Raw genomic sequence first — 13689 nt, 5'->3', positions numbered from 1 at the left:
TGTTGCCCGCGTTCAGCGCCCGCCGGGGATGACCAGGCCCGATTCGTACGCGGCCACGACCGCCTGCGTACGGTCGCGCAGGCCCAGCTTGGCCAGGACCCGGCTCACATGGGTCTTCACGGTCTCCTCGCTGACATGCAGCCGGGCCGCGATCTCCGGGTTGGACAGGCCCTCCGCGATCAGCCGGAGCACCTGCGTCTCGCGCGGGGTGAGTGCCGCGAGGTCGGCGGCCGGGCGGGCCGAGGGGCGCAGCCGGGCGAACTCGGCGATCAGCCGCCGGGTCACGGTCGGGGCGAGCAGCGCCTCGCCGGCGGCGACCACCCGTACCGCGTCGAAGAGCTTCTCGGCGGTGACGTCCTTGAGCAGAAAGCCGCCGGCTCCGGCGCCGAGCGCGTCGTACACGTGCTCGTCGAGGTCGAAGGTGGTGAGCATCAGGACGCGGATGCCGGTGTCGGCGAGCCGCGCCGTCGCCTCGATCCCGTCCATCACCGGCATCCGGACGTCCATGAGGACGAGGTCCGGGGTGAGTTCGCGGCAGATACGGACGGCCTCGGCGCCGTCCTTCGCCGTGCCGGCCACCTCGAAGTCGGGCTGGGTGGCGAGGAGCCCGGCGTAGCCGGCGCGGACGAGCTCGTGGTCGTCGGCGATGACCAGGCGGAGCGGGGCGCTCATGATGTCTTCTCCTCGTCGGGCGTCTGCTCCGTGGGCGGGATCGGCAGGGCCACCGTGACGTGGAACCCGCCGCCGAGTGCGGCACCGGACTCCAGCTTTCCGCCGACCATGGTGGCGCGTTCGCGCATCCCGGTCAGACCGTGGCTGCCCTGCGGGGCCGCAAGGCCCGGTCCCGGGCCGTTGTCGCGCACGCGCAGCCGCAGATGGCCGGGGCTGTAGTGGAGCGTCACATCCACGGCCGCGCCCGGCGCATGGCGGCGCGCGTTCGTGAGTGCCTCCTGCACGATGCGGTACGCGGTGAGCTCCACGCCCTGGTCGAGCGGGCGGATCCGGCCGCTGACGATCAGCCGGGTCGCTCCGCCGGCCGCGTCGCGGGCCTCGTCGACCAGCTCGGCCAGCTCCTGGAGCCCCGGCTGCGGGCGCCGGGTCGGCTCGGCCCCCGAGTCCTCGCGCAGCACGCCGAGCAGCCGGCGCATCTCGGTGAGCGCGGTACGGGCCGTGTCGCCGATCGCGAGCAGCCGTTCGGCGCCGGCCGGCGGCATTCCGGCCGTGGTCAGCCGGGCCGTCTCGGCCTGGACGGCGATCATCGAGATGTGGTGGGCCACGACATCGTGCAACTCCCGTGCGATACGGGCCCGTTCACCGCGGGCCGCATGCTCCTGGAGCGTCTCGGCGATGGCCCGCTCGGTCGCGCTGTGCGCCCGCGCCTCGGCCAGGGCGCGCCGGGTAAGTCCGGTGACGGCCGCGGCGAGTGCGCCCAGGCAGACGAGGACGGTCACCTGGCGGTCGCCGGGGCCTGCCACCGCGTATCCGAGAAAGGGCAGCGGGAGCAGCGTCGCGGGCAGGCGGGGGCCGTGGCGGCCCTGCGTGTAGAGGCAGACCAGGAGCGCGGGCAGGCCGGCGATCGTGAACACCTGGTACGGGGCGAGTGCGAGCAGGGCGGCCGCGGAGGAGGTCAGGGCGGACCAGAACGGCTGGACGCGTACGGCCGCGAGCGGCAGGGCCGTCGCCAGCGCCAGGATCAGCGCGATGGGCAGCCGGTCGGGATAGCCGTGCACGGCGAGCTCCACCGTGGCCGCCGCCGCGAGCACGGCAGCGGTGAGCAGCGGGGCGGCCGGCGCCGCGGACAGGGCCCGCAGCGGGGTGGCCGGGGCCGTGGACACGGCCCGCAGCTTCCGGGCGAGTGGAGCGTTCACCTGGTCATTGTCACGGAGAAGAGGTCCCGGGGAGTCCCTCACGTGGGGGATACGAAGACTGCTCCATGGCGTGACGACCGGCGGCCGGGCCGTCCCTAGCCTCATTGCCCATGGACAGCATTGATGGCACCGTCCAGGTGCGCGGACTGCGCAAGCGGTTCGGATCCGTCACGGCACTCGACGGACTCTCCTTCACGGTCACCCCGGGTCAGGTCACGGGGTTCGTCGGGCCGAACGGCGCCGGCAAGTCGACCACCATGCGGATCATGCTCGGCCTGGATTCGGCCGACGGCGGCGAGGCGCTGATCGGCGGACGCCGCTACGGGGCCCTGCGCACCCCGCTCCACGAGGTCGGCGCCATGCTCGATGCGGCCGCCGTGCATCCCAGCCGCCGCGGCCGCGACCACCTCCTGTGGCTCGCGCCCTCGCACCGTCTCCCGGTACGGCGGGTCGACGAGGCCCTCGAACAGGTGGCCCCCCCCTCCGCCGCCCCCCGCCGGGCCGGCGGCTACTCGCTCGGGATGCGGCAGCGCCTCGGGATCGCCGGTGCGCTGCTCGGCGATCCGCCGGTGCTGCTCTTCGACGAGCCCGTCAACGGGCTCGACCCGGAGGGCATCCGCTGGATCCGCGGCTTCCTGCGCTCGCTGGCCCGCGAGGGGCGCACGGTCCTGGTCTCCAGCCATCTGATGAGCGAACTGGAGGACAGCGCCGACCACTTGGTGGTGATCGGCCGCGGCCGGGTCATCGCCGACACCAGCGTGCGCGAACTGCTCGCGGCCGCGTCCGCGGACCGGGTCGCCCTGCGCACGAGCGCCCGTACGGAGGCGATGACCGTGCTCGCCGCCGCCGGGGCCACGGTCGCGGCGACCGGGCGGGACACGCTCACCGTGTCCGGGCCCGACGCCGAGAAGGTAGTCCGGCTGCTCAGCGCGGCGGGGGTGCCGTTCTCCGGGATCTCCGCGCACCGGGCCACGCTCGAAGAGGCGTATATGGAACTGACCGGGGACGCCCTGGAGTTCGCGGCCGCTCCGGTGGACGAATTCGCGACCACTTCGGTGGACGGGTCCGCGGCCGCCACGCCGGGCGAGGAGGACGTGCGATGACCGACACCAAGACCCCGCCGGTCACTCCGTACCGCTCCAGCGCCGTCCCGGCCGGCCGCGACGGGTTCACCCAGCTGCTCAGGTCGGAGTGGACGAAGCTGCGGACCGTACTGCGGTGGAATCTCACGCTGCTCGGTGCGGTGCTCGTGATCGTGTTCATCTCCCTGTTCGCCGCGTCCAGTTCGAGCGTCAACCTCGGCGGCGGCGACCGGCCGCCCGCGCCCACGGGGCCAGGCGGCGAACAGATCCTCGACTCCTTCCGGTACGTCCACCAGAGCCTGCCCGCGGACGGCACGATCACGGTGCGGGTCGCGGACTTCAGGACCGATACGAAGGTCACGCCCGAGTGGGCCAAGGCGGGTGTGCTCGTCAAGAAGAGCGAGGCCCAGGGGTCCTCGTATGCCGCGATGATGCTCACGCCGGAGCACGGCGTGCGGATGCAGTACGACTTCGTGCACGACAAGTCCGGCGGCGCCGCCTCCGTCGACGAGCCGCGCTGGCTGCGGCTGACCCGGGACGGCACGGCGCTCACCGGATACCAGTCGGCGGACGGCAAGGAGTGGACGAAGGTCGGTGTGGCGGAGCTTCCGGAGCTGACCGGGACCGTGCAGATCGGCATGTTCGTCGCCTCGCCCATGATCACCGTGATCGACCGGCAGTTCGGCTCGGCCTCCGTCGGCGACCGGCCCTCGCGCTCCACCGCCGCGTTCGACAACGTCTCCGTCAGCGGGGCGCAGGGCGGCTGGCAGCACACGGACATCGGTGAATCCCCGGGCGGCGTGGTCGACCCGGGCGCTCCGAAGGAGCCGGGTGAGTCCAGCGAGTCGGGCGGCACGTTCACGGTCACCGGCTCCGGGGACATCGCGCCCACCCAGAACATCGGCGATCTCGCCATGATGAGCCTCAGCGGCACCCAGCTCGGCCTGGTGCTCGTCGCGGCGCTCGGCGTCCTGTTCATCACCGCCGAGTACCGGCGCGGCATGATCCGTACGACCTTCGCGGCGAGTCCGCGGCGCGGCCGGGTCCTTGTCGCCAAGGCCGTGGTCGTCGGCGCGGTCACCTTCGTCGCCGGTCTGGTCGCGACCGCGGTGTCCTTCCTGATCGCACAGCCGATCCTGCGGGCCAACGGGCACAAGCCGCCCCAGTTCCCCGAACTGAGCCTCACCGACGGCCCGGTGCTGCGCGCCGTGATCGGCTCGGCCGTGCTGCTCGCCCTGATCGCGGTGCTCGCGCTCGGACTCGGTGCGCTCTTCCGTCACACCGCCGCGGCCATCTCCACCGTCGTGGTGCTCTTCGTGGCGCCGCTGATCCTGATCACCGCGCTGCCGCTCGGATTCGCCCAGTTCCTGCAGCAGGTCACGCCGCTCGCCGGCTTCGCGATCCAGGACACGGCCACGCGCTACGACCAGGTGGCGAGCCTGTGCCTGCCCGAGGAGGGCTGCTATCCGCAAGGCCCCTGGCTGGGGATCGGCACCCTGCTCCTGTACACGGTGGCCGTGCTCGGTCTCGCGGTCTGGCGGGTACGGAGGCGGGATGTCTGAGGCCCTGCTCACCGCCTCGGCGGCCGCGCGGGGTACAGGGCGGATGGCCGACACGGTGCGCTCCGAGTGGACGAAACTCCGTACGCTGACCAGCACTTGGTGGCTGCTGATCGCCATCGTCGTGTGCACGGTCGGCGTCGGGGCCCTGACCACCGGGGCGGTCTCGGTCGGCGACTGCCTCGAGCGGCGCACCTGCGACGAGGACACAGTCAAACTCAGCCTCACCGGGGTCTGGGTCGGACAGGCCGCCATGGCCGTGTTCGGGGTGCTCGTGATCACCGCGGAGTACGGCACGGGGACGATCCGTACGGCCCTCGCGGCAGTGCCGTCCCGGCTGCGGCTGCTCGCCGCCAAGGCCGTGGTCGTGGCGGGGCTCGCGGCGCTGGTGGGCGTCGTCTCGGTGCTCGGCTCGCTGTACGCGGGGCGGGTGCTCGTCCAGGACGCCGGGTTCACCTCCGCGGCCGGCTATCCGCCGATCAGCCTCGGGGACGGGCCGACCCTGCGGGCCGCCGTCGGCGCCGTCCTCTACTTCGTCCTCGTGGCCCTGATCGGGCTCGGCCTCGGCGCGGCCCTGCGCGACACGGCGGGCACGCTCACCGCGGTGCTCTTCCTCCTGTACGGATTCCCGCTGGTGGCAAGCCTGTTGGCGGACCCCGACTGGGTGGAGACGGCCCAGCGCCTATCGCCCACGTCGGCTGGGCTCTCGGTTCTGGCCACCCGCAACCTGGAGGCGCTGCCGATCGGGCCGTGGGCGGGGCTCGGGGTGGCGGCGTTGTGGGCGGCCGGGGTGCTGGGGATCGGGTGGGGGGTGCTGCGGGGGAGGGATGCGTGAGGGTTCGGGTGCGTGAGGGCGCGGTGGCGTCGGGGCGGGGGCCGGCGGCGGTGGAGCGGCGGGCGGCAGGGCGCGGTCCTGTCAGTCCTCCCGCCTAACATGGCCGTTCGGGCTACGCGACGGAGGTGCCGAGGTGCGAGAGCTGTTTCTGCCGGACGCCGGGGAAGCCGGGGCCTGGATCCGCTGGATCCATCTGAACCCGGCCGCGGGGGAGGCGGGACCGGCCCGGGTCTACGTCCACGGCATCGGATGCAACGGCGCACCCGACTTCGCCGAGGTCGCCACCCGGCCGCCCCTGGCCGGCCGCAGCAGTCTCCTCGTCGACCTGCTCGGTCATGGGCACAGCGACCGCCCCGCGGACTTCGGCTACCGGATGCGCGAGCAGGCCGACGCGGTGGCCGCGGTCATCGAGCGGGCCGGCCTGCGCGCCGTGGAGCTGATCGGGCACTCGATGGGCGGTGCGGTCGCCATCGAACTGGCCGCCGCACGGCCCGACTTGATCGCCACACTGGTGGTCGCGGAACCGAACCTCTTCCCCGGCGGCGGCTTCTTCAGCCGTGTGGTCGCCGAGCAGGACGAGGAAGCATTCGTCACCGAGGGCTTCGCACGGATGGTGGCGGGCGCGAAGCTCCCCCTCGACGCGGCCCGCCTCCGCCTCGCCGACGCCCGCGCCCTGCACCGCAGCGCCACGGCCCTCGTCGAGGGTACGGACCCGAGCTGGGGCGCACTTTTCATGGAGCTGGAGCAGCCGCGGGCCTTCATCGTGGGGGAGCGGACCCGCCCCGACGCGGAGACCGATCTGATGGCGGCGGCGGGGGTTCCGGTCGTGGACGTACCGCGGGCCGGGCACAACATGATGATCGACAATCCGCAGGGGTTCGCGGAGGCGGTGCGGCAGGCCCTGGAGGTGGCGGAGCCAGGGGTGCCCGGCTGAGCGCGTGTCCTTGAATCCTCGCCTGCGTCCCTGCGTCCCTGCGTCCCTGCGTCCCTGCGTCCCTGCGTCTCCGCCTCTCCGCCTCTCCGCCTCTCCGCCTCTGAACCCCTGCCCCCTGAACCCCTGCCCCCTGAACCCCTGCGCCCGGCGCAGGCGCGGGGGTGAACTACCCGCTCAGCCGCTCGAGTTGCCCTCGCCCGTGCTGCCCGTGAAGCCGCCCAGGCGCGCGTACAGACCCGTGGCCTGGGAGTCGAGGCGGCGGGCGAGCGCCTGGGCGCCGATCTCGCCGGCCCGGTCCTCCAGGCCGCAGTCCCGCAGCGCCGAGGCCCAGCGCCGCAGATGCCCGACCGCCCCCGAGACATGACCTTCGGCGTCCTGGAGCGGTCCGGCCGCCGGGCCCCGCGGGTCGTCGAGCGCGTCCAGGGTCTCCCGCCGCAGCCGCTGCACCTCCGTGGCGAGGTCCTGCCGGGTGTCGGCGGGCAGGCCTTCGGCCCGGGAGATCAGGCGCAGGACGCCGTCACATGCGCCGGCCACCCCCCGCAGCAGCTCGAAGTCGCGGTCCGGTGAGGTGGAGCGCCCGCTCAGACCGGGGACGCGCAGCGCCGCGCTGTACGGAGTGATCGGCACCGCGTCGTGCGCACCCAGGGCCTCCCGGAAGCACGGGTGGATGTGGAACTCCTTCTCGCCCGCCTGCAACGGCCGGTCGAACCCGCCCGCGTAGACGATCTCCTCGCCTCGTCTGACCCCGAGAAAGCCGACGGAGTAGAGGATGCCGATCACGACCTCGGGGGTGAACGACTCGGTGTACGCGGGATAGCGGCGCTCCAGCTCCGCGCGCTCCTGGACCAGCCGGCTCTGCAGCGCGGCACGGGTCACCACATATCCCGTGTTCGTGAAGAGCCCGAGGAGCGACTCGAGGAACGGGTGCGCGACGAGGTACTCCAGGGCCAGATCCTGCAGCTTCCACGCCGAGAACTGCCGGCCGGCCTCGACCACATCGCTCTCGGTGATCTGCCCGCGCCCGTTCTGCAGGGCACGGTCCCGGCACAGGTTCAGGTACTGGATGGCGTCGCGCGGCCTCGGCAGCGTCCGCGAAAAGAGATACGAGGGCGTCTCCTCGCCCTCGACTTGGCGCGGGAAGACCTCCTGCCACAACTCGGCCTCGCCGAGCGCCGGATGCACCGAGGCGCGGGCTCGGGACAGCGCGAGCCGGCGCAGCTGGGCGACCGGCCAGTCGATCCGCATCTCGTAGCTGCGGAACTTGTCGCCCTCGCCGAAGGTCAGCGAGTCATAGATGTCGGAGCGCAGAAAGACCAGACAGCGCACCGCGCCCGGGTACTTCACCGCGACGTCCTTCGCGGCGAGCAGCAGCCCGATCACCATCGAGTTGGCGTCCGCCTGCGCCGACCAGACCTTCTCCAGCTGGTCCACGAGCAGCAGCAGCGGCTGATGGGACCCGGCGCATCCCAGGTCGCGGAAGGCGAGCGCCACATGCTCCTCGAGCACCTCCAACTGCCGCCCCGCGCGTGCCCCTTCGGACGCGGCATGCCCCAGGTCCACCCCGATCTGGAAGCCGAACGCGCCCAGCTGCAGCCCCGCCGCCTGCAGCCGGTCCCGGCCCTGGGCGGCGAAGTCGGCGAGCCGCGCGCCCGGCAGCTCACCGTTGTCCCGCAGGAACTTCCGCAGATCCTTGACCGAGTCCGGCTCGCGCCGCCCGTGGAACTCCCGTGCGTGCACGGTCAGATGGCGGGCCGCGTGCACCGCGAACACATACCGCCAGATCAGCGACTTGGCCGTATCGCCGGAGAGCCCTTCGAGCTCGAACCGCCGGATCTCGTCGCCGGCCGCGTCGTCCGGTGTGATCGTGACCGTCGCGCCCTCGTGTCCGCCCTGCTCGCCCAGGTGCACACAGATCGCGCTCTTGCCGGACCCCTTGCGCCCGATGATCAGCATCTTGCGCCCGGACACGGCGGCGTCGTACGCGGCGGTCTGCAGGAAACCCGCCCGCAACAGCCCGTTTGCCATGTCCTGTTCGGCCTCGTCGTGGCCGAAGTACAGCCGTTCGACGACGGACGGTTCGGTCATGTGTCCCCCTGCGCTGTGACGGCTTGTCACTCGTTCGTGAATCGTCCCGCGGCGGCCCGCAGGGTAGAGCATTCCGCGGAGGCCAGCCATGGAGCAGACAGTGTTGCGACCCAAGCCGATGCCCGGCCGCGCACCCGCGCCGGGACACCGTCCGCATGCCGTACGGCGGCGTGCCAGGCGGTTCAGAACCGTACTCGGTGCGACCGTGATCGCGCTCGTCCTCGTGCTCGCGGGGATCGGGCTCGGGACGGTGGGAGCCACGGTGATCGGCATGAGCAAACTCGCCGATCTGCAGAAGCAGGCGGCGGCGCAGGGGGCGCCCCCGTCCGCCGGGAAGCCGGGGCAGCCCGGGAAGTCCGGGGCGCCGGGGAAGGAGGCCGGCGCGTCCACGGGGACCCAACCCCAGGGCGGCCGGGGCGAGTCGGTCGCCCCCGCGCCCGCGACCATCGGGGTCGAGGCGGTGGATCCGGCCTCGGACAAGGGAGCCCGCCTGGTGGGCGTCCACCAGCCGGGGCCCGGCTACAGTGCGGGTCTGGTCCGCGGCGATGTGGTCACGTCGTTCGCGGGCAAGCCGGTCGGCTCGGCCCAGGACCTGGCCCGCGCGGTCGCCGCCGCCCGGCCGGGCAAGGAGGTGGCCATCGGCGTACGGCACGAGAACGGGAACCGTCAGGTCCTGGCCGTCATCCCAGGAGTGGTCACGTGAGCGGGGCCGGGTCGGGGGCGGTCGCGTAGGCGGACCCTTCGGGGCTCGTCACCCGAGGGGCGCCCGCACGCTGCGGAAGTGCGTGGTCAACCGGCCCTCGTCGTCCAGGACATGGAGCGCGAAACCGGGATCGGCGGCGCGGTCGGCCACCGCGTCGCCCTCCCAGGGCAGCCGCAGCGTCCAGGTCACGCCCGGGCCGACGGCCAGGGGGCGGCCGGCGAAGACCGTGGCGGCCGGGGTGTGGGCATGGCCGGTGATCAACGCCCGGATCTGCGGACGCCGTTCGAGCAGCTCCGCGAGGCGCTCGGGCTCGTGCAGCGGATACGAGTCGGGCAGCGGGGCGTGCAGCGCGAGGGGCGGGTGGTGGAACGCGAGCAGGGCCGGGACGTCGGCGCCCAGTCCGTCCAGGGTGCGCTCGATCCAGTCGTACGTGTCGGGGGAGAGCCGTCCGTCGTCCTGTCCCGGGATGCTCGAGTCGCACATCAGGACGGCCCTCCCGTGGATGACCTCGACGCTGTTCACGGGCGCGTCCGATGCGGCCTGCCCGAGCAGCGCCTTGCGGTAGGCCTCGCGGGCATCGTGATTGCCGGGGCAGGTCAGGACCGGATACGGCATACCGGCAAGCAGTCCCGCGGCCTCCTCGTACTCGGCCGCGGCGCCGTGGTCCGCGATGTCCCCGGTCACCAGGAGGGCGTCCACGGGTATCCCCCGCAGCCGCGCGATCACGCGGGCGGCGCGCTCGCGGGCACGGTCCGTTCCGTCGAGGTGGAGATCGCTGATCTGGGCGAGGACGAGCATGGGGCCTCCAAGTCGCTTAATGGTTCAGGGCGATCTAACCGTTAACCCGAAGGGAAGTGCAAGGTCCGCACGAGAGCCCGCCGCGCGCTTCGTACGAAAACGACGTGGCCGTGGCGCACCCGGGCCAGGCACGATGGCCCCATGCTGAGCACCCTCCTCGCCTTCCTCGGCGCCTGCACCCTCATAGCCGCGTCCCCCGGCCCGAGCACCGTGCTGATCATCAAGAACTCGCTGCGCAGCCGGCGTTCCGGCTTTCTGACCGTGCTCGGCAACGAGACCGGCGTCTTCGTCTGGGGCGTCGTCGCCGCCCTCGGCCTCACCGCCCTGCTCGCCGCCTCGCAGTTCGCGTACGACGTGATGCGCATCGTCGGCGCCGTGGTCCTCGTGGTCTTCGGCGCGCAGACGCTGTGGGCCGCCAGGAAGCGGAAGAAGGACGGGGGCGGGGCCGAGGGCTGGGAGGCGCCGGAGCGGTCCGGCTGGTCCTCGTACCGAGGCGGGCTCCTTCTCAATCTCGCCAACCCCAAGGCCGCGATCTTCGCGATGTCCTTCCTGCCGCAGTTCGTCCCCGCGGGCGCTCCCGAGCTGCCCGCGATGATCGCGCTGGCCGCGATCTGGGCCGTGTTCGAGGTGGGTTACTACGGCGTGTACGTGTGGTGCGTGGGCCGGATGAAGACCTATCTGTCGCGGGCCCATGTGCGCAGGCGTCTGGAGCAGATCTCCGGCGGAGTGCTCCTTGCCCTGGGCGCGCGCCTCGCACTCGACGGCTGAACGGGCCGATTTCCGCTCGCGTCCCCTCGATCACCGGAGGGAGGATGGGTCCGTCGAAGCCCGTACCCTCCGAGGAGCCCGCGATGTCCACCGCCCCCGCGCCGTTCACCGCCGACGACTACCGGGCCCGGATGGAGCGCGCGGCGCAGTCCGCGGCCGATGCGGGTCTTGCCGGGGTCCTGATCGCGCCCGGTCCCGACATGGTGTGGCTCACCGGGTACCGGCCGCCCGCCGAGACCGAGCGGCTCACGATGCTGGTGCTCGCGGCCGGGCAGGACCCCGTGCTCGTCGTCCCGACCCTCGAAGCGCCCGACGCCGAGAAGGCCGCCGGAGCGCCCGCGCTGACGCTGCGCGACTGGACCGACGGCAAGGACCCCTACGCCGTGACCGCACCGCTGCTCGATGTCGACGGCCGCTTCGGCGTCAGCGACAACACCTGGGCGCTGCATCTGCTCGGCATCCAGGGCCAGCTCCCGGGCACCACGTACACCCCGCTGACCGCGTGCCTGCCGATGCTGCGCGGGGTCAAGGACGCCCACGAACTGGAGCGGCTCGCTGCCGCGGGCGCCGCCGCCGACGCCACGTACGAGGAGATCAAGAAGGCACGGTTCGCCGGCCGCCGCGAACTGGAGGTCGCCGGTGATCTCGCCGACCTGCTGCGGCAGTTCGGGCACGAACAGGTCGACTTCACCGTGGTCGGCTCGGGTCCGAACGGCGCCAATCCGCACCACGAGGCGGGTGAACGGGTCATCAAGCACGGCGACATGATCGTCCTCGACTTCGGCGGACTGATGCACGGCTACGGCTCGGACACCTCCCGTACGGTCCATGTCGGCGAACCCACCGACGAGGAGCGGAGGGTGCACGACATCGTGCGCGAGGCTCAGGAGGCCGGGTGCGCGGCCGTACGCCCGGGGATCGCCTGCCAGGAGGTGGACCGGGCCGCGCGTGCGGTGATCGACGAGGCCGGATACGGCGAGTACTTCATCCACCGGACCGGGCACGGCATCGGTGTCACCACGCATGAACCGCCGTACATGATCGAGGGCGAGGAGCAACCGCTCGTGCCCGGGATGTGCTTCTCGGTCGAGCCCGGGATCTATCTGCCGGGCCGCTTCGGCGTACGGATCGAGGACATCGTGACCGTCACGCAGGACGGCGGACGGCGACTGAACGCCACCTCCCGCGAGCTGGCCGTCGTCGGGTAGCGGGCCGGGTCTCCGGCTTGGTGAAGCGGAACTCTGGGCCGTGCTTGGGCGGCCGACCGTTGACGCCGTGCATCCGCGGGTCCCCGGCCTGCCACTGCCCGCGGTGATGAGTCGTTCAACGACTCCTCGGAGCTGGTCGGCGGTGACCGCGGTCGTCGTCCGCGGGGCCGAGCCGGACCGCGTCGAGGTCCGCGGTCAAGGACGTGGCGCCCGGCTCCAGCCGGGCGACGAAGGAGTAGGGCCAGCCGGGGATGAACTGCGAGGCCGTTTTCGCGTGGCCGTAGACGTGGCAGAACAGCCGGTCGGCTGAGCTCGGCGCGCCCGAGCGGAGCCACGGTGAGACATCGACGGCCAGGACCTGGCGTCCGCCCCCCTTCGGCGAATCCCCAAGTGAGCGACCCAGTCCGACGGAGGATTCGAGCGGGACATGAGGTGCGGATCTACGCTTCAGGCTCTCGCTCGGCCCGTAGAAAGCGACCCCAGATCTGGGCCTTGCGATAGGGGCCGGCCCCGTCGCAGTCGTATTGCGGCGCGTCGAAGGTCACCCAGTACAGCAGCTCGCCGCTGAGCGACTGGGCATGTTCGTCGGGTTCGGGCGCGCCCATGGCATCGATCGTTCCAGCAAACTCGACCTGCCAAGGACCATCCCAGTCCTGGTCGCGAACGACCGTGACCCGGCTGCCCGGTGCGAGTGCACGAGTCGGCCATGCCTGCCTCAAGGGACGACTGGAGACGTGCTCTATCGCCTGGCGATCGCCGACCTCCGCAGGAACAGGGCGGGAACCTGGCGGCGGCGGGCTGGCTGCCGGGGCCGCTGGTACGTCCTCGCTGTCTGTCATGCCGCCCACTCTGCCCGCACCACTTCCGGGTCACCAGAAGACAAGGAACAAGCTCAGTCCAGCGCCGCGACCGTGAAGTGCCGTACCTCGAGGGGTGCGGTGAGGTACTCGTCCTCGCCCGGAAGCACCACGGGCTGGTCGCGCCAGCCCTCGCCGGCGTAGGCGACCAGGTCCTGCTCGCCGCGCCAACGGCTCACATAGAGCAGCGAGTCGGGCGGCGCGACAAGCACCTCGTGGTCCACCAGGCCGGGGTAGCGGTCGGGCCAGTCGCGGACCGCCGAGAGGATCCACTCGCGGAACGCCTCGAACCGCTCGGGACGGACACGTGCCTCGCTCACCCTGATGATCACGCCGGCCAGCCTGCCACAGGGGCGGCCGCGGTGTCCTCGGTTCGCCGGCGGACCTCGGCGTCTACGGGTGGCAGTGCTTGTGCCGGTCGGCCTCGGCCGTCAGCTCCGGGGCGACGGACGCGCACCACGCGACGAATCCCGGCAGGTGGTAGCACTCGAACACCTGCGGATCCCAGTTCTCCTCGCGGACGCGGGTGCCCAGCCACACATGGGTGAGCGCGCGTCGGCCGGAGCTCAAGGTGATCTCCCGCAGAGCGAATCCCTCCTCCTCGTAGCGGGCGATGATCGCCCACTCCCTGCGGCCGAGGTCGGTGAGCAGGACACCGGGTGCCTCGGTCCCCGGCGCGGCCACGAGGCCGGGATAGACACGCCCCTCCATGGCGGCCACGCGCCAGCCGGGAGCCGCGGCCGGCAAGCGCTGCGGAATCCGGCCCAACAGGGCTTCGAGAACCGGGTCGAAGAGCAGGGTTCCGTACACGAAAAGGGTCATGGGGCCTTGTGAAGTGGCGGGGTGCATATCGCTCCGGGAGGTGCGGCACCTGCGGGACGGTGGCCGGGCAGGTGCGTGACGGGTGCGGACGTTTGCGGCGGTTCTACGGTCCGGGGTCGTAGAGTGGACGGCGGGGGGGGGGGCGGGGGCCGTTGGCCCGCGCCCCGCCG

At 72.4% G+C, this 13689-nt stretch carries 15 protein-coding genes; 7 read left to right on the top strand and 8 right to left on the bottom strand.

Features of this window, described 5'->3' with window-relative positions; genetic code table 11:
* Nucleotides 1-12: 12 nt before the first annotated feature.
* Nucleotides 13-672: a response regulator transcription factor gene (locus JAO81_RS07140; protein ID WP_199546912.1), complete on the bottom strand. Its 660-nt coding sequence runs from the start codon at nt 670-672 to the stop codon at nt 13-15.
* The gene (locus JAO81_RS07135) at nt 669-1868 is read right to left on the bottom strand and encodes a sensor histidine kinase (RefSeq protein WP_307813206.1); all 1200 of its coding nucleotides are present in this window, start codon (nt 1866-1868) and stop codon (nt 669-671) included. The genes JAO81_RS07140 and JAO81_RS07135 overlap by 4 nt, the downstream gene beginning before the upstream one ends.
* 110 nt (nt 1869-1978) lie before the next feature.
* Between JAO81_RS07135 and JAO81_RS07130 the strand changes: the two genes are divergently transcribed.
* The 4 genes from JAO81_RS07130 to JAO81_RS07115 all read left to right on the top strand — a co-directional run bounded on the left by JAO81_RS07130 (nt 1979) and on the right by JAO81_RS07115 (nt 6278).
* Nucleotides 1979-2971 (top strand): ABC transporter ATP-binding protein, encoded by a 993-nt coding sequence (locus tag JAO81_RS07130; protein WP_199546910.1) that lies wholly within the window; start codon nt 1979-1981, stop codon nt 2969-2971.
* Nucleotides 2968-4512, top strand: coding sequence for an ABC transporter permease subunit (locus JAO81_RS07125; RefSeq protein ID WP_199546909.1), 1545 nt, complete (start codon nt 2968-2970; stop codon nt 4510-4512). The genes JAO81_RS07130 and JAO81_RS07125 overlap by 4 nt, the downstream gene beginning before the upstream one ends.
* The gene (locus tag JAO81_RS43330; RefSeq protein WP_267912984.1) at nt 4505-5344 is read left to right on the top strand and encodes an ABC transporter permease; all 840 of its coding nucleotides are present in this window, start codon (nt 4505-4507) and stop codon (nt 5342-5344) included. Before JAO81_RS07125 ends, JAO81_RS43330 begins: the two co-directional genes overlap by 8 nt.
* 133 nt (nt 5345-5477) lie before the next feature.
* Nucleotides 5478-6278, top strand: coding sequence for an alpha/beta fold hydrolase (locus JAO81_RS07115; protein WP_199546908.1), 801 nt, complete (start codon nt 5478-5480; stop codon nt 6276-6278).
* Between the two features lie 174 nt (nt 6279-6452).
* Here the strand turns inward: JAO81_RS07115 and JAO81_RS07110 are convergent, their stop codons facing one another.
* Nucleotides 6453-8363: a P-loop ATPase, Sll1717 family gene (locus tag JAO81_RS07110; RefSeq protein ID WP_199546907.1), complete on the bottom strand. Its 1911-nt coding sequence runs from the start codon at nt 8361-8363 to the stop codon at nt 6453-6455.
* An 88-nt stretch (nt 8364-8451) separates the two neighbouring features.
* Here JAO81_RS07110 and JAO81_RS07105 point away from each other — a divergent pair, with 88 nt between their 5' ends.
* A complete protein-coding gene (locus tag JAO81_RS07105; protein ID WP_199546906.1) occupies nt 8452-9066 on the top strand; it encodes a PDZ domain-containing protein in 615 nt (204 codons plus the stop codon).
* Between the two features lie 48 nt (nt 9067-9114).
* Here the strand turns inward: JAO81_RS07105 and JAO81_RS07100 are convergent, their stop codons facing one another.
* Nucleotides 9115-9864 carry a metallophosphoesterase gene (locus JAO81_RS07100; protein WP_199546905.1) on the bottom strand — a complete coding sequence of 250 codons (750 nt, stop codon included), beginning with the start codon at nt 9862-9864 and terminating at the stop codon, nt 9115-9117.
* A 141-nt stretch (nt 9865-10005) separates the two neighbouring features.
* On the opposite strand from JAO81_RS07100, the gene JAO81_RS07095 reads away from it, so the two are divergent.
* Both JAO81_RS07095 and JAO81_RS07090 read left to right on the top strand, forming a co-directional pair.
* Nucleotides 10006-10632, top strand: a complete 627-nt coding sequence (locus JAO81_RS07095) for a LysE family translocator (protein ID WP_199546904.1) — start codon at nt 10006-10008, stop codon at nt 10630-10632.
* An 83-nt stretch (nt 10633-10715) separates the two neighbouring features.
* Nucleotides 10716-11840 carry an aminopeptidase P family protein gene (locus tag JAO81_RS07090; RefSeq protein WP_199546903.1) on the top strand — a complete coding sequence of 375 codons (1125 nt, stop codon included), beginning with the start codon at nt 10716-10718 and terminating at the stop codon, nt 11838-11840.
* Between the two features lie 115 nt (nt 11841-11955).
* Here JAO81_RS07090 and JAO81_RS07085 read toward each other — a convergent pair whose 3' ends face one another.
* From JAO81_RS07085 to JAO81_RS07070, 4 genes are all read right to left on the bottom strand, one after another.
* Entirely contained in the window at nt 11956-12243 is a 288-nt protein-coding gene (locus tag JAO81_RS07085) for a transposase (protein WP_374194266.1), read from the bottom strand.
* A gap of 37 nt (nt 12244-12280) precedes the next feature.
* Nucleotides 12281-12679 carry a ferrous iron transport protein A gene (locus JAO81_RS07080; RefSeq protein WP_233415014.1) on the bottom strand — a complete coding sequence of 133 codons (399 nt, stop codon included), beginning with the start codon at nt 12677-12679 and terminating at the stop codon, nt 12281-12283.
* Nucleotides 12680-12732: 53 nt separating this feature from the next.
* Nucleotides 12733-13029 carry an antibiotic biosynthesis monooxygenase gene (locus JAO81_RS07075; RefSeq protein WP_307813203.1) on the bottom strand — a complete coding sequence of 99 codons (297 nt, stop codon included), beginning with the start codon at nt 13027-13029 and terminating at the stop codon, nt 12733-12735.
* 61 nt (nt 13030-13090) lie between these two features.
* Nucleotides 13091-13519: a gamma-glutamylcyclotransferase family protein gene (locus JAO81_RS07070; protein ID WP_199546902.1), complete on the bottom strand. Its 429-nt coding sequence runs from the start codon at nt 13517-13519 to the stop codon at nt 13091-13093.
* Nucleotides 13520-13689: the final 170 nt, after the last annotated feature.

Origin of the sequence: Streptomyces sp. N35, from assembly GCF_016464295.1 — a bacterium.
Taxonomy (GTDB): Bacteria; Actinomycetota; Actinomycetes; order Streptomycetales; family Streptomycetaceae; genus Streptomyces.
This window is presented reverse-complemented; position numbering and strand designations above follow the sequence as displayed.

Excerpts from the sequence above, each read along its gene's own strand:
- JAO81_RS07140 (WP_199546912.1), bottom strand. The coding sequence starts at position 672 with ATGAGCGCCCCGCTCCGCCTGGTCATCGCCGACGACCACGAGCTCGTC.
- JAO81_RS07130 (WP_199546910.1), top strand. The coding sequence starts at position 1,979 with ATGGACAGCATTGATGGCACCGTCCAGGTGCGCGGACTGCGCAAGCGG.
- JAO81_RS07125 (WP_199546909.1), top strand. The coding sequence starts at position 2,968 with ATGACCGACACCAAGACCCCGCCGGTCACTCCGTACCGCTCCAGCGCC.
- JAO81_RS43330 (WP_267912984.1), top strand. The coding sequence starts at position 4,505 with ATGTCTGAGGCCCTGCTCACCGCCTCGGCGGCCGCGCGGGGTACAGGG.
- JAO81_RS07110 (WP_199546907.1), bottom strand. The coding sequence starts at position 8,363 with ATGACCGAACCGTCCGTCGTCGAACGGCTGTACTTCGGCCACGACGAG.
- JAO81_RS07105 (WP_199546906.1), top strand. The coding sequence starts at position 8,452 with ATGGAGCAGACAGTGTTGCGACCCAAGCCGATGCCCGGCCGCGCACCC.
- JAO81_RS07100 (WP_199546905.1), bottom strand. The coding sequence starts at position 9,864 with ATGCTCGTCCTCGCCCAGATCAGCGATCTCCACCTCGACGGAACGGAC.
- JAO81_RS07095 (WP_199546904.1), top strand. The coding sequence starts at position 10,006 with ATGCTGAGCACCCTCCTCGCCTTCCTCGGCGCCTGCACCCTCATAGCC.
- JAO81_RS07090 (WP_199546903.1), top strand. The coding sequence starts at position 10,716 with ATGTCCACCGCCCCCGCGCCGTTCACCGCCGACGACTACCGGGCCCGG.
- JAO81_RS07080 (WP_233415014.1), bottom strand. The coding sequence starts at position 12,679 with ATGACAGACAGCGAGGACGTACCAGCGGCCCCGGCAGCCAGCCCGCCG.
- JAO81_RS07070 (WP_199546902.1), bottom strand. The coding sequence starts at position 13,519 with ATGACCCTTTTCGTGTACGGAACCCTGCTCTTCGACCCGGTTCTCGAA.